The organism is Mycobacterium sp. H4Y (assembly GCF_000364405.1).
GTDB classification, from domain to species: Bacteria; Actinomycetota; Actinomycetes; order Mycobacteriales; family Mycobacteriaceae; genus Mycobacterium; species Mycobacterium intracellulare.
In genome coordinates, this window is sequence record NZ_AKIG01000003.1 from 18,828 (window position 1) to 31,989 (window position 13,162).

Below are 13,162 nucleotides of genomic sequence, written 5' to 3' on the forward strand. Positions count from 1 at the left end.
GCCGCGGCGCCTGGAGGCCTGGGCTTGGTCCAGGACTTCCTCAACACGAGGGGCGTCGACGGGTACGGACCGGACCTGCTGGCCGACCCGGGCCAGGCGCGCGAGTGGGCGGACGCCGCGGTGCGGGCCTGGTCGTCCGCGCGCGGCGTGGACGTGTCGCCACCGGAGCTGGGTGAGGCGGATTTAGGCAGGCTTCGCGCGGTGCGGTCCACCATCGAGCGGATGGTGGACGGCGAACCGCCGAGGTCTCGGGGCGCCCACGGTGTCGTCGCGTCCTTCGGGCTGTCCGATGCCGGTGAGGTGCGGCTTGATCCCAGCGGCAACGGGTGGCGCTGGTTGGCCTCGGCGTTGTGGGGCGAAATCCTGCTGAGCCAGCACGCCGACACCTGGCGGCGGATCAAGCGCTGCCACAACCACCGGTGCGGGTCGACGTTCTACGACCGCTCGAAGAACAACAGCGGGGTCTGGCACGACGTCAAGACGTGCGGCAACGCCGTCAACCTGCGGGCGTCCCGGGCGCGCCGGCGCGAACGCGAAAAGGCAACGCGCTCAGCGGTTTCGCCACAGTAGGCGGTAACGGTAATAGAGGCCCCGCCGGATGGCGGCCCCGGGTAAGACGTCGGCGGCGACACGCCGGATCTCGTCGAGGCCCTCCCGGGGATCGGCAACGGGCACCCCGATGTCGCGGGTCTCCCGATGCAGTAACCCGCCGACGCGCGCCCCCGGCACGCACAGGCCGGCCCACACCCAGTCGGCGATGCTCTTGTTGGCGGACAGCCCGACGACGGCCAGTTGCCCGGCGGGCCGCAGCATTTGACGCGCTTTGTGCAGGGCATCGCGCAGCGGCAGGTGATGCAGACTGGCCACAAAGGTGATCAGGTCGTAGCGCCGCTCGGCCCCATCGAGGTCCTCGAACCGCCCATGTTCCACCGACGCGTTGTCGATGGACTGCAATCGCTGCGCCGCGCGCCACACCGAGACCGGGTCGGCATCGATGCCGACAACGCTGCGGGACACCGCGGCCAACCGCTGGGCCAGCAGCCCTTCGCCGCACCCGACGTCGAAGACATCGCCGTGCCGCCGCGCGGCGAGGCCGACCAGCCACGGGTGATAGGCGGAATTGTGGTTCCAGTAGTCGTCGTGCTTCGCGTATTCAGGCACCGTTGCCAGTCTGACCGACGGACGTCAGCAGCGTTCGACGCCCCTGGGCATGATGCGCGGGGCGGTGGCCCCCGGGCGCCGCTTGCTGCCGAGGACCGCGTACAGCGCGTCGCAGGCGCGCGCCTTCAGGGGCGCGCCCACGTCGAGGTTGGCGGAGCCCTGGCTGACCCAGGACGGAAGAGTGGTCACAGTTGATCCTTTGTTTTTCGGCCGTGCGCCGATTCATTCAATTGCACCACAGCCGTTTTGCGTGGACGCCGCGCCGAGGTAAACGTCACGAAAAGCCGCGCTGTGGGATAGCGCACATTCCCGGTATATCGAAAGGCACGCAACAGCAGAATTTATGGAAAGGCCCTGAACCGGCGCAGGTACCCGGACAATCGGCCCACCGGCACGGCCTTCGGCCAGTCGTCGGACCGGAAATAGGCATCGGTGCCGCCGTCGACGAATATGACCGTGCCGCACAGGAAGTCGGCGGCGTCCGACAACATGAAGCACATCCACTCTGCCATCTGCCCCGGGTCGCCGAAACCACCGACCGGGACCGGAAACGATTCGACGGCCTTGGCCTGCCGCGGGTCCGACAACTGTTCGGCCAGAAGCGGAGTCATGATCGCACCCGGCGCCAGGGCGTTGAGGCGCACGCCGGACCCGGCCCACTCGGGCAGCACCGCATGCCGCCGCACCCAACGGCTGACAGCGATTTTCGAGGCCGCGTACATCATGGTCGGCGCGGCCGGTCCGAACAGCCGCACCGAGCGCAACGCCTTGTCGGCGTCGTGCGCGAGCAGGGACCTCACGGCCCGGCGGGGCACCGCGGGCACGGTCGTCGTCGAATTACTGGCGACGACAACGGCTTTGGCGCGCCCGGAGGCCGCCAGCGCCGCCCGCCAGGCGGTCAGTAAGTCGACGACCCCGAAATAGTTGACCTGGGCGATCTGGCGAAGGCGATCCGGCCCGGGACTGGGCCCGAGTCCGGCCGCAAGCACGGCGCCGTCGAGCCTGCCGCCCGATGCCGCCAGGACGCGCTCGACGGCCTCGCTACGCCCGTGTGGCGTCGACAGATCGGCGACGACGTCGGCGTCCTTGATGTCGACTCCGATGACGGTGTGCCCGCCGTCCCGGAGGCGCTGCGCGGTCTCGCGCCCCATCCCGGACGCCGATCCGGTGATCGCGTAGGTCCCCATCGAGGTCCTCCTTCCCCAGGCAGTATGCCCAGCCCGCCGGACGCTTCCGAGGGGCGCCGCCCGCTGGGTGGACACCTGAGTTAAGTTGCGAAGATGCATGACCAAACGCCCTGCATCGACTTCGGCGAGCTCGAGTCGGTCTACGCGCCGCTGGCCGAATCGCTTCGCCGGCTCATCGATATCAGCATCCGCACCGAGGCCGGCGCCGCGGCGGTGGCGGCGGCCACGTCCAAGATCGACAGTGCGGCAGCGGAATTGAGCGGGGCGTTGAAGCCCGGGCCGTTCGGCGTGCACCGCAATCCCGATGGCCAGACCATCGCGTGGGGCAACGCGGTGGTGGGCCTGCGCAACCCGATCGCACCGCCGCTGGTCATCCATCACGAACCCGACGGACTGGTGTGGTCGGAGTTCGTGCTGGGCGCCGCCTACGAGGGCCCGCCGGACACCGTGCACGGCGGCGTGTGCGCGCTGGTGCTCGATCATGTGCTGGGCGCGACCGCGCACCAGCCCGACAAGCCCGCGTTCACCGGCACGCTCACGCTGCGGTACCGGCGCCCCACGGCGCTGGGACGGCCACTGCGGGCCCAGGCTCATGTCGAGCGTGTGGAGGGCGTCAAGACGTTCGCCGTCGGTCACCTGGCCGACGAGCACGGCGTCACCGTGGAGGCCGAGGGTATTTTCATTCATCCCAGGCCGGCCGCGGAATAGCGGACCGTGCCGCAGATTCAGGTCCTGGTCGCGGCCCGCTCGACGTCGAGCAGCTGCTCGCCGCGCCGTTCCGCGTCGTAGGCCCTGCGCCCACCGCGCAGGCCGAACAGGCGTTTGGAGATCAGCAGATAGATCACCGCGGCCACGTTGATGGTGAACGTCACCACCCGCGTCATCGTGATGCCCTTGGCCAGGTCGTGGATCTCCAGCGGTAGGAAGACCGAGGTGGCGATCACCGCGAAGTATTCGCCCCAGCGTTTCAGCAGCCACAGGCCGACGCCTTCGACGACCTCCAGCAGTGCATAGCCCGCCAGCATCAGGGTCAGCAACGCCAGGGTGGACGGCTTGGCCGCCAACGCCTTTTCCAGTTCGTGCACGATGGTCATCTGATCGACCTTGAAGCCGGCGGCGCGGAAGATCGGCAGGTCCCGGTCGAGGGTGGCCTGAATGGCGCCCCGCGCTCCGCGAAACTTCCACACCGCATAGGCCGCCAGGACGATCACGACCGCACGGAACAGGCGTTCCACCGCCAGGGCCCGAATGATGATGGCCTGGCGTAAGGCCTTGCCGCGCATGATCATCGGCGCGTCCTCGGCGTGACCGCGTCCGTGCGGCGGGCCGACGGTGAATTCACCGCACCGCAGACAGCGCCATGCCTCACCCAGACCGGTGGTGCCGCTCAGGCGCTGCGCGAGCGCGTGCTCGTCGGGCGCGTAGGTGACGTGTCCCGCGAGCGCGCAGGTAACCAGCTCCCACCGATTGAGGCCACGTTCTTTGGGCATGGCCGATCATCGACCGCGCGTGCCCGGACGCGCAAGGGGGCGCGCGTCAGAAGCGCGGCCCGCTGCGCGGTCGCCGGGCGGTGGGGCTCACGGCGCCGAGCAGTCCGGTGAGCGTGGCGACGGGAATCTCGTCGAGCCGTGCGACCGCCGCGATGATCTCGTCACCCAGCGCCCGCTCGCAAAAGGGCCCGGTGAGCCACCAAAATTTGTCCACCACGCGATCCCAGGACATCGGACGGGTGGGTGATCCCTCGTAATCGTCCTGCTCGCGGCTGAATTCGCGTCCGTCGTGCGTCCTGAGGTGCACCCGCGCCGCCGTGCGCTGCGGATAGTCCGCGGTCAAATCGTCGGCCGCCGTGACGTCCACCCGCGACAAGAGGTCCTGAACGTCGGCGCGCAGAACCCGTTCGGTCTCAAGCTGTTCGGGACCGACTCCCCCGTCGAGCAGGGCGACCGCGCTCAGGTATTTGAGGTTGTAGTCGGCCTGCTCCTTGGTGCGCGGGTGCTCCTTGTTGCCGTACGCACCGCCGCCGGCGATGTCGAATGCGCCCTGAAAGACCTCGAGGCTGACCCGCGCGACGTCCTCGCCGCGCAGACTGTTCTCGGCACGCAGCGCCAGGACCGCGTCGATCACCACCTGGCCGTGGATGAGCGAACAGTACTGCTTCAGATAGGTCTGCTCGACGCAGGACAGTGCCCGGTCGGCGGTGTGGAAATCGATTGGCTGACCGAATAATTGGACCAGCCCGTGAGGGCCGTCGAACAGCGACTTGGGACCGGTGACTCCGCGCGCCGCCAGCATCGTCGTGTAGACGGCGCGCATGCCGGTGCTGGCCGGGGAGATGCCCTTCCAGTGGGAAACCGGTTCGGCATGCACGCCCGCCAGCGACACATTGTCGGCGGCGGCGGCCGCGATGGCGTTGGTGGTCTGTTCGGCACTGAGCCCGAGCAGTTTCGCGGTGCCCGCCGCCACCGACATCGCCAGTTGCAGCGCATGGTTGAGTCCGCGCGCCATCACGGGAACCTGTGCGCTGAAACGGCATTGGACCTCGTAGGCGACCGCCAGTGCCAGCAGGAAGTCGGCGCCGCCCGCGCCGGTGTGCTCGGCCACCGCCAGCACGGCACCGAAGTTGTCGGCGGGATGGCACAGACCTCCCACCGTCAGATAGGTGTCGAGCAGATCGGGGTAGCGCACCAGCACCGCATTGAAGAACGCGGCCTGGTCCACCGATGCCCGGCCTCCGCCGACCAGCGTTGCCGTCGGGTCTCCGCTGAATTGGGCGGTGTGTTCACGGATCGCCCCGATGAGCTCCCCGTTCAACGAACCGACGGCGCACGCGACGCTGTCGAGCACATTGCGCGTCAGCAGCGCTCGGGGCCGCCCGGTCAGGTCAGACGCCTGTGCGCCGACGACGAATTGGGCCAGCTCGTCCACAAGATAGTTCTCTGCCACGACTTTTCGCCTCCGAGGCGAGGCTACCCGGCTGATGGTTGTGATCCGCTCAGTGCCGTCGTCTCGTCGGTCAGATGCGCCCCGATGTCCCGGATCTGCCGCGCGCTCAGCGGGCACAGTGGGTGCACGGCCACCATCAGGGAAACGCGTCCACTGTCGTCGAAGACCGGTGCGGCGATGGTCACCACGGGTTGCTTCCGCCGCCCCGGGTTGTCGTCGGAAAGGAACCCGATGGTGGTGAATTCGACGAGCAGCTGGTCCATGATGTGTCGCACGGGCGTCGGCATCTCACTGCTGTCCAAGGTGCCGACCACCTGGACGGCCTGGGCCAGTGCGGGCGTCGTCCAGTCGATGTCGAATCCCCGTTCCCGCGTCCGTGCGAGGACCTGTTGCAGGCGCTGCATGCGATCGGCATTGCTGCCCGCGCCGCGGCGGATCCAGGCGCGTTGTTCCTCGTCGGTGTCCCAGGCCGCCATCGCCACCCCGAAGGGTGGTGCGTAGGGGATGCGGTCGCCCGGTATGCCCGACGGCTGGGTGGCGGGTTCGCCCTCAAAGGCGGTGACCACCAGGGAGTCTCCGAACTTCTCGACCACCGAACAGGCGTAGCCGACTGCACGGGACAGGCGCAGCGCGGCCGAGCGCGCCGCGTGGGCCAGCGGGCGGGCGGTGTCCGTGCGGGCGGCCACCACGGCGAGCGCCGGCCCCAGCGCGAATGTCTTCGCGATCGGATCGCGACTGGCCCAGCCGCGGTCGCACAAGGTCTTGAGGATGGCGTGCGCCGTCGCCTGCGTGAGATCGAGCTCGCGCACCACGTCGGAGAACCGCAGCCGCGCGCTTCCGGACCGCGCAAGGAGCTCGACGACGTCGAGCACCCGCGCGGTCGGCGCTGACGTCGATCCGCGAATCGCTTGACTCCTCCGCTACGCGATTTTTACAGTTGTACGAACATTCGAGATCTTATGTCGATTATTCGAGAAAGCTACCGTATTGCGCGCAGTGGTGTTGCGAGACGGTCGGCTGCAGGTCCGCGAGACCGCGGACCCCATCCCCGGCCAGGGCGAGTTGTTGCTGCGCACGTTGAGCACCGCCATCTGCGCGTCCGACGTGCATTTCATGGACCACCCGGAACTCGCCATCGACGACCCGACCGGCCGCTCGCTGTATGACACCGAGCGCGACATCGTGCTCGGTCACGAATTCGTGGGTGAGGTCATCGGGCACGGTCCCGGTTGCACCGACCAATTCGCCGCCGGCACGCGGGTGACCGCCATGCCCGTGCGGCTGGTCGACGGCGGCGCGGGCGGAATGCGCATCATCGGCCAGCATCCCGAGGCGCAGGGCAGTTTCGGTGAGCTGTTGGTGGTTTCGGAGGTCGCGGCCAAGCGCGTCCCGGGTGACGTGCCCAGCGACGCCGTCGCCTTGACCGACGCGTTCGCGGTCGGCGAGTTCTACGTGCGGTCGGCGCGGTTGGGACAGGGTGAGGTCGCGATCGTCATCGGCGCGGGGGCGATCGGACTTTCGGCCGCCGCCGCGCTGGCCGCCCGCGGCGTCGAGCCCATCATCGTGGCGGACTACAAATCCGACCGGCGCGAGCTGGCCCGCGACCGCTTCGGTGCCCACGTCGTGGTCGACCCTTCCGAGAAGTCCCCGTTCGAGGCCTTCAACGAGGTCCGCGCGCAGCGCGGATTGCCCGGGCCGGCCGTCGTATTCGAATGCGTCGGCGCCCCGGGGCTGATCCAGAAGCTGGTCGAATCCGCCGAGATGGGCACCCGAATCTACTGTGCGGGTGGCTGGTACACCGGCGACACCCTCGACATCACCACCGCCACCCGCCAGGGCGTGACCATCCAGTTCGGCGGCGGCCCGCACCCGCAGGACTGGTACGGCACACTCGACGCGATCGCGTCGGGGCGGCTGGACCCGCTACCGAGCGTAGGGAAGATCATCGGCCTCGACGAGGTCCCCGACGCCCTCGAGCTGGCCCGCAGGTCCGACGGTCCGCCCCGGATCATCGTCCACCCGACTGGAGATCGCCCGTGAGCGAAAGAGAAGACCGGCAAGACATTTCGGACCTGCTGGTGCGTTACGCCACCGGCATCGACAGGCGCGACTGGCCGCTGTTTCGCACCGTGTTCACCGACGACTGCGAGCTCGACTACGGCGAGATCGGCCGCTGGAGCGGTGTGGACGAGGTCACCGACTTCATGGACAAGACGCACGCGATGGCGGGCCACACCCTGCATCGGCTATCCAACCAGGTCATCGCCGTCGAAGGCGACAATGCCACTGCCCGAACCTATGTCGACGCGGTGATCATGTTCGGTGACAACCAGGCCGGCGTCAACGCGTGGGGCTTTTACGACGACGAGATCGTGCGGACCGGCGAGGGATGGCGCATCGCGCGGCGCCGCTTCACTCAGGTGCGCGTCGCTACGTTCGGGGCCCCGTAGATGACGTTCGCGACGAAGTACGGGCCGTGGGCGTTGGTGGCCGGCGCGTCCGACGGTGTGGGGGCGGCGTTCGCCGAAGGACTGGCCGAACGCGGTGTCAACGTGGTGCTGCTCGCCCGGCGGCAAAGCGTTCTCGACCGCGTCGCGGCCGAGATCGAGAACACGACGTCGGCGCAAACCCGCACTGTCGCTATCGATCTCGCGCAGCCCGGCGCCGCGGCGGCGATCGCAGCCGCCACCGGCGACCTGGAGATCGGGATGCTGGTCTACTGCGCCGGCGCCGACCCGAAGTTCACACCGTTCCTTGCCAATTCGATCGAGGCCGCCGAGGCGATGGTGCAGCGCAACTGCATGGTGCCCATGCAGCTGTGCCACCACTTCGCGCCCGCGATGGTCCGGCGAGGCAGCGGCGGCATCGTCCTCTTCGGCTCCGGTGCCGGGTTGGCCGGTGGGCCCAACATGGTCGCCTACGGCGCCTCCAAGGCTTTCGACATGGTGTTCGCCGAGGCGCTCTGGGCCGAACTGCAACCCAAGGGCGTCGACGTCCTGGGGCTCATCCTCGGCAAGACCGATACGCCGGCCCTGCGCGCGCTCGAATACAGCCGCGGCCAGATCGGCTCGCCCGACGAGCCGCCGGCGGACGCGGCCCCCGTCTCCGAGGTCATCGCCGAGGCCTTCGAGAACCTGGGCAACGGCCCGACGCTGATGGTGGGCGACACCATGCGCGCCGCCGCGCAGCTGCTGGCGTCGCTGAGCCGCAATCAGGCCGTCGAGCTTTTCGCCCAGGCCGCCGCCGCGGCCATGGGGCCGGACCACTAGTGGGAACCCGAACCGTTCGCTGCGCGTCGAACCAGTCGTGGCGAGGTTTGCCAAAATTCGAAATCAGGGCTGCCTAACTTTCGCTTCCATAGGCCCCTGTACAGCAAATATGGGCGTGGGCACGTCACCGACTTTGCCTACCCACCGCGTTGCTGACGGTGTGGGCGACGGGTAGCTTGGGTAATCAGTTCGTCACGGCAACCGAGCCGAAGTACCACCACCCGATCGCCGCCTCCCGCGAAGGATGACGATGCTCGCCATAGACAGGCCCGCTGCCGACGTCACGATGACGGCCCAGTGGCGGCGCCGCACCCTGACGCGTTCCGGGCTGATCACCGGGGCATTCGTCGCCCCGGCCGTGGCCATCCGGATCGCCGGGCTGCACGTCGGCGCCGTGCCCGCGCTGCTGATCTTCGGCGCCGCGGTGGTGGCGGCCAGCTTCCTGCTGGCGTGGGCCGCCGAGGCCGCCCAGATCGATGTGTCCGGCGGCCTGGCGACGGCGCTGCTCGCCTTGATCGCGGTCCTGCCCGAATACGCGGTCGACCTGTACTACGCGTACGTCTCCGGCCACAACGCCGAATACACGCAGTACGCGGCCGCCAACATGACCGGGTCCAACCGGCTGCTGATGGGGCTGGGTTGGCCGGTCGTGGTGCTGGTCAGCATCGTGGTGGCGCGCAGGTCCGGATCAGGGAAACCCACCGGGCTGACGCTGGAGCCAGCAAACCGCGTCGAACTGGGATTCCTGTTGATCGCCGGCGTCATCGCGTTCGCGGTGCCGGTGGCCGGCGAGATTCATTTCGGGCTGGGGCTGGCGTTGCTGGCCTGGTTCGGGTTCTACCTGTACAAGCTGAGCCACGGCGAGGTCGAGGAGCCCGACCTGATCGGTACCGCCGCCGCGCTGGGCGAACTGCCCGACGTCCGTCGTCGCGTCGCCGTGGTCGGCCTCTTCGCCGCCTCGGGCGCGGTGATTCTGCTGTGCGCCAAGCCGTTTGCCGACAACCTGGTGGCCGCAGGTACCGAACTGGGCGTCAACCGGTTCCTGCTGGTTCAGTGGCTGGCCCCGCTGGCGTCGGAGGCCCCGGAGTTCATCATCGCGACCATCTTCGCCACCCGCGGCAAGGGCACGGCGGCCATCGCCACGCTGATCTCTTCCAAGGTCAACCAGTGGACCCTGCTGATCGGCTCGCTGCCCATCTCCCACCTGCTCGGTGGCGGCGGGTTCGCCCTGCACCTCGACTCCCGCCAGGTGGAGGAGATGCTGCTCACGGCGACCCAGACGATGATGGGCGTGGCGCTGATCCTGGCGCTGCGCTTCCACCGGGGCGCGGCGCTGGCGCTCTTGGGAATGTTCGTCGTGCAGTTCCCGATCGCCTCGACGCACGGCCGCCTGCTGCTCTGCGGCGTCTACGCGGCGGTGGCCGTCGTCGCGCTGATCCGCTACCGGCGCCACCTGCCCGCCACGGTCCGGGCGCCGTTCTTCGGGACGGCCGTCCGCCACACCGGCCACCCGTTACATCCAGTGCCAGACCCGTAACGTCCCGCGATCGCGCGCCGTATACCGTCCAGGTATGAATCGAGTGTCCGTAATCACAGGCGGCGCGGGTGGCATGGGCCTGGCCACCGCGAAGATCGTCGGGCGCGACCACACGGTGGTGCTCTGCGACGTCCGGCAGGACCGGCTGACGACCGCCGCCGCCACGCTGCAAGAGCTCGGGATCAACCCCACCGTCGTGAACTGCGACGTCACCGACCGGCGAGCCGTCGTGGACCTGCTCGGCACCGCCACGAACCTCGGATCGGTCGTCTCGGTCATCCACACCGCGGGCGTGAGCCCGAGCATGGGACCCGCCGATTACGTCATGCGGACCAATGCGGTCGGCACCGTCAACGTCGACGAGGAGTTCTACGCGGTCGCCGGCGAGGGCGCGGTGATCGTCAATGTGGCCTCGATGGCGGCGCACATGCTGCCCGCGGAGATCATTCCGACAGGCCAATTCCCGCTCGCGCTCGACGACGCCGACGCCTTCATGGGCGCCATGATGACCGCGTGCGACATCGCCCCCGAGGAGGCGCGGTCCGGTCTCGCGTACGCCCTGAGCAAGAGCTTCGTGAAGTGGTACAGCCAGTCACAGGCGGAGCGCTTCAACGCGCGCGGACTGCGCATCGTCTCGGTGTCCCCCGGTTCGATCGACACCGAGATGGGCAGGCTGGAGGAGCAGGCGGGGGCGGGCGCGATGGTGGCCGACGCCGCGGTCCCGCGGTGGGGCAAGCCGGAGGAAATGGCGGAGCTGCTCGCCTTCTGCGCCAGCGAGAAGGCCGGCTACCTCACCGGCACCGACATCCTCAACGACGGCGGGGTGATCGCCTCGATGACCGAGCGGGCGAGGGCGGCCGCCGCCAGCTCAGCCTGAAGGTGCTGGTGCACATCGTGTTTCACCATCGACCGGGTGCGCGTCATCCCGTGGTGGCGCGCCGCAGCGGTGGATCCAATCTCGGCGTCGCAGCCGCCAGGTCCGGCGGGCGTAGTCCAGCTCGGTATAGGGCCATTGGGTGACGATGCGGCCGGTGGGCGAACGGAAATAGCTGTCGCACTGCGTCCAGATGGTCCGCGCCAGGTCGGCGGAAAGCTGGTCGTTGTATCGCCTTTCGGCCTCGGGACGCACGTCGAGGTAGCCGCCACGGCGCGCCAGGCGGCTCACCGCGCTGGCGACCAGCCGCGCCGCGGACTCGAGGATGTAGACGATCGAGTTGCCGCCCTGGTTGGTGTTGGGGCCGTACAGCATGAAGAAGTTCGGGAATCCGCTGACCGCCACCCCCAGGTAGGCGCACGGATCGTCACCCCAGTGCTCGTGTAACCGGCGGCCACCCGTTCCGGTGACGTCGATGCCGGACAGGTAGCGGGACGTCTCGAAGCCGGTGGCGAGCACGATCGCGTCGCTGGCGATTTCGCGGCCCGACGCGGTGATCACCGACGTCTCGCCGACCCGCGCGATGGGCTCGGTGACCAATTCGACGTTGTCCCGCTGCAGGGCCCGGTAATAGTCGTCGCCCAACAACACTCGCTTACACCGGAACGGATAGTCCGGGGTCAGCGCTCGGCGCAACGGCTCGTCGTCGACGGTGCGGTCCAGGAACGACGTCGCGATCTGCGTGCGCGCGGCCACCACGGGATCGTCGGCGAACGTCGCGGTGTTGTCGTGCTGGAATTTCCAGATCTTCCACCGGGTGCGGCGCAGCGCGACCGGGCTGCGCCTGAACCGCGCCAATTCGCTTGCGCTGTACGGGCGGTCGTCCTTGGGCACCATCCACGGCGGGGTCCGCTGGAAGACCGTGACGTGTCCGGCGGTCTTCGCCAGCTCCGGCACCAACTGCACCCCGCTGGCGCCCGTCCCGATCACCGCCACGTCGCGCCCCGCCAGGTCGAGCTGGTGATCCCACTGCGCGGTATGCAGCACCGGTCCGGCGAACCCCGTCAGCCCGTCGATGTCGGGCAGCTTGGCCGAACCGAACAGCCCGACCGCGCACACGACGACGTCGGCGACCAACGTGGCGGACTCGCCGTTGCGGTCGACTCGGCACTCCCACGTCCCGGCGCCCGGGTTCCAGTGCAGGGACCGCACGGTCGTGTCGAGCATGAGGTGGCGTCGCAGATCGAAATCGTCGGCGACCGATTCGAGGTAGGCCAGGATCTCGGGCTGCCGGGCGTACGTGCGGGTCCAGGATGCGTTGGGCGCGAAGGAAAATGAGTACAGATGGCTCTGGATGTCGCAGGCGGCGCCGGGATAGGTGTTGCGGCGCCAGGTGCCGCCGACGCCGTCGGCGCCCTCGATGATCACCAGGTCGTCGATGCCGGCGCGGCGCAGCGCGACGGCGGCACCGAGACCGCCGAAGCCCGCGCCGATGATCGCCACCCGCGGCGATCGCCCGCGCCGCGTCGTCGCGCGCAGCCGCCCAACGGCATAGAGCCAGCGGGCTTTTCGGCTGGTCACGGGCCGCCCTGCGCGCGGCGTTCTTCGGCGTGCCCGCGTCGTGGCGCGTCGACGCCTATCTCCTGGCCAACGGTCTCGGTCACGGCCTCGGCTTCCTCTCCGTGGCCACGACTATATAGTCACTCGCTGCGGGCGGGATACGGCCGTGCGGTGACGCCGCCCGCGGACAGCGAGTCGCCCAGCGTCCACACGGCAACCCCGAGCAATACCAGGTCCTTGAGCAGAAACTGGCCGGGCAGCGCCGAGAGCACCGGCATGCCGTGGGCATGGGTTGCGATCACGCCGGGGGTGGTGAACAAGAAACTCACCGTGCCCAGGAACAGCACCACCGCCAGCGCGCTGCCCGCCGCCGAGACCCGCGGCCGCCATGGCCGCAGCGCGATGAGCAGGGCCGCAACGATTTCCATCGTTCCGAGCGCCCGCGCGACGAAGGTGACGCTGAAGACGTCGTAGAGCCAGCTCATCAGGGGGCTGTGCTCGATGAGCACGCGCGATTCCATCTTCACGTACTTGCCCACTCCGATCCACACCAGCACCACCACCAGGCCATAGCGGCCCACGAGTTGACCCCAGCGGCTCAGCGTGTTTGCGATCATCGAGCGGTGTCCTT

At 68.9% G+C, this 13,162-nt stretch carries 15 protein-coding genes; 7 read left to right on the forward strand and 8 right to left on the reverse strand.

Annotation, left to right across the window (positions count from 1 at the left end):
- The first annotated feature begins 24 nt into the window (after positions 1-24).
- Positions 25-570 (forward strand): CGNR zinc finger domain-containing protein, encoded by a 546-nt coding sequence (locus W7U_RS20975; RefSeq protein ID WP_008262309.1) that lies wholly within the window; start codon positions 25-27, stop codon positions 568-570.
- Here the strand turns inward: W7U_RS20975 and W7U_RS20980 are convergent.
- The 3 genes from W7U_RS20980 to W7U_RS20985 form a co-directional block, all read right to left on the reverse strand.
- Positions 550-1,161 carry a class I SAM-dependent methyltransferase gene (locus W7U_RS20980; protein ID WP_008262314.1) on the reverse strand — a complete coding sequence of 204 codons (612 nt, stop codon included), beginning with the start codon at positions 1,159-1,161 and terminating at the stop codon, positions 550-552. The genes W7U_RS20975 and W7U_RS20980 overlap by 21 nt on opposite strands.
- 24 nt (positions 1,162-1,185) lie before the next feature.
- Positions 1,186-1,350, reverse strand: coding sequence for a hypothetical protein (locus W7U_RS26555; RefSeq protein WP_008262315.1), 165 nt, complete (start codon positions 1,348-1,350; stop codon positions 1,186-1,188).
- A gap of 152 nt (positions 1,351-1,502) precedes the next feature.
- The gene (locus tag W7U_RS20985) at positions 1,503-2,348 is read right to left on the reverse strand and encodes an SDR family oxidoreductase (protein ID WP_008262316.1); all 846 of its coding nucleotides are present in this window, start codon (positions 2,346-2,348) and stop codon (positions 1,503-1,505) included.
- A 93-nt stretch (positions 2,349-2,441) separates the two neighbouring features.
- Here W7U_RS20985 and W7U_RS20990 point away from each other — a divergent pair, with 93 nt between their 5' ends.
- Complete coding sequence (locus W7U_RS20990; protein WP_008262317.1) at positions 2,442-3,056, forward strand: PaaI family thioesterase; 615 nt, start codon at positions 2,442-2,444, stop codon at positions 3,054-3,056.
- A gap of 17 nt (positions 3,057-3,073) precedes the next feature.
- On the opposite strand, the gene W7U_RS20995 is transcribed toward W7U_RS20990, so the two are convergent.
- The 3 genes from W7U_RS20995 to W7U_RS21005 are packed head-to-tail and all read right to left on the reverse strand — an operon-like array spanning position 3,074 to position 6,163.
- Positions 3,074-3,838 carry a DUF2127 domain-containing protein gene (locus W7U_RS20995; RefSeq protein WP_008262319.1) on the reverse strand — a complete coding sequence of 255 codons (765 nt, stop codon included), beginning with the start codon at positions 3,836-3,838 and terminating at the stop codon, positions 3,074-3,076.
- Between the two features lie 46 nt (positions 3,839-3,884).
- The gene (locus W7U_RS21000) at positions 3,885-5,273 is read right to left on the reverse strand and encodes an MmgE/PrpD family protein (protein ID WP_008262321.1); all 1,389 of its coding nucleotides are present in this window, start codon (positions 5,271-5,273) and stop codon (positions 3,885-3,887) included.
- 41 nt (positions 5,274-5,314) lie between these two features.
- Entirely contained in the window at positions 5,315-6,163 is an 849-nt protein-coding gene (locus W7U_RS21005; protein WP_008262323.1) for a helix-turn-helix domain-containing protein, read from the reverse strand.
- A 124-nt stretch (positions 6,164-6,287) separates the two neighbouring features.
- Here W7U_RS21005 and W7U_RS21010 point away from each other — a divergent pair, with 124 nt between their 5' ends.
- The 5 genes from W7U_RS21010 to W7U_RS21030 all read left to right on the forward strand — a co-directional run bounded on the left by W7U_RS21010 (position 6,288) and on the right by W7U_RS21030 (position 10,974).
- Positions 6,288-7,331: a zinc-binding dehydrogenase gene (locus tag W7U_RS21010; RefSeq protein WP_008262325.1), complete on the forward strand. Its 1,044-nt coding sequence runs from the start codon at positions 6,288-6,290 to the stop codon at positions 7,329-7,331.
- The gene (locus tag W7U_RS21015) at positions 7,328-7,741 is read left to right on the forward strand and encodes a nuclear transport factor 2 family protein (protein WP_008262331.1); all 414 of its coding nucleotides are present in this window, start codon (positions 7,328-7,330) and stop codon (positions 7,739-7,741) included. The genes W7U_RS21010 and W7U_RS21015 overlap by 4 nt, the downstream gene beginning before the upstream one ends.
- Positions 7,742-8,560: an SDR family NAD(P)-dependent oxidoreductase gene (locus tag W7U_RS21020; protein WP_008262333.1), complete on the forward strand. Its 819-nt coding sequence runs from the start codon at positions 7,742-7,744 to the stop codon at positions 8,558-8,560.
- Between the two features lie 244 nt (positions 8,561-8,804).
- Positions 8,805-10,097, forward strand: coding sequence for a sodium/hydrogen exchanger (locus tag W7U_RS21025; RefSeq protein WP_014383517.1), 1,293 nt, complete (start codon positions 8,805-8,807; stop codon positions 10,095-10,097).
- A 34-nt stretch (positions 10,098-10,131) separates the two neighbouring features.
- Positions 10,132-10,974 (forward strand): SDR family oxidoreductase, encoded by an 843-nt coding sequence (locus W7U_RS21030; RefSeq protein WP_008262335.1) that lies wholly within the window; start codon positions 10,132-10,134, stop codon positions 10,972-10,974.
- On the opposite strand, the gene W7U_RS21035 is transcribed toward W7U_RS21030, so the two are convergent.
- Together W7U_RS21035 and W7U_RS21040 are read right to left on the reverse strand one after the other, a co-directional pair.
- Positions 10,966-12,552, reverse strand: a complete 1,587-nt coding sequence (locus tag W7U_RS21035; RefSeq protein WP_008262336.1) for an NAD(P)/FAD-dependent oxidoreductase — start codon at positions 12,550-12,552, stop codon at positions 10,966-10,968. The genes W7U_RS21030 and W7U_RS21035 overlap by 9 nt on opposite strands.
- A 119-nt stretch (positions 12,553-12,671) precedes the next feature.
- Positions 12,672-13,148: a DUF417 family protein gene (locus W7U_RS21040; protein WP_008262337.1), complete on the reverse strand. Its 477-nt coding sequence runs from the start codon at positions 13,146-13,148 to the stop codon at positions 12,672-12,674.
- Positions 13,149-13,162: the final 14 nt, after the last annotated feature.

What these genes read in the sequence shown, in the direction of transcription:
- W7U_RS20985 (WP_008262316.1), bottom strand. Translation starts at nt 2,348, where the DNA reads ATGGGGACCTACGCGATCACCGGATCGGCGTCCGGGATGGGGCGCGAG.
- W7U_RS20990 (WP_008262317.1), top strand. Translation starts at nt 2,442, where the DNA reads ATGCATGACCAAACGCCCTGCATCGACTTCGGCGAGCTCGAGTCGGTC.
- W7U_RS20995 (WP_008262319.1), bottom strand. Translation starts at nt 3,838, where the DNA reads ATGCCCAAAGAACGTGGCCTCAATCGGTGGGAGCTGGTTACCTGCGCG.
- W7U_RS21020 (WP_008262333.1), top strand. Translation starts at nt 7,742, where the DNA reads ATGACGTTCGCGACGAAGTACGGGCCGTGGGCGTTGGTGGCCGGCGCG.
- W7U_RS21025 (WP_014383517.1), top strand. Translation starts at nt 8,805, where the DNA reads ATGACGATGCTCGCCATAGACAGGCCCGCTGCCGACGTCACGATGACG.
- W7U_RS21030 (WP_008262335.1), top strand. Translation starts at nt 10,132, where the DNA reads ATGAATCGAGTGTCCGTAATCACAGGCGGCGCGGGTGGCATGGGCCTG.
- W7U_RS21040 (WP_008262337.1), bottom strand. Translation starts at nt 13,148, where the DNA reads ATGATCGCAAACACGCTGAGCCGCTGGGGTCAACTCGTGGGCCGCTAT.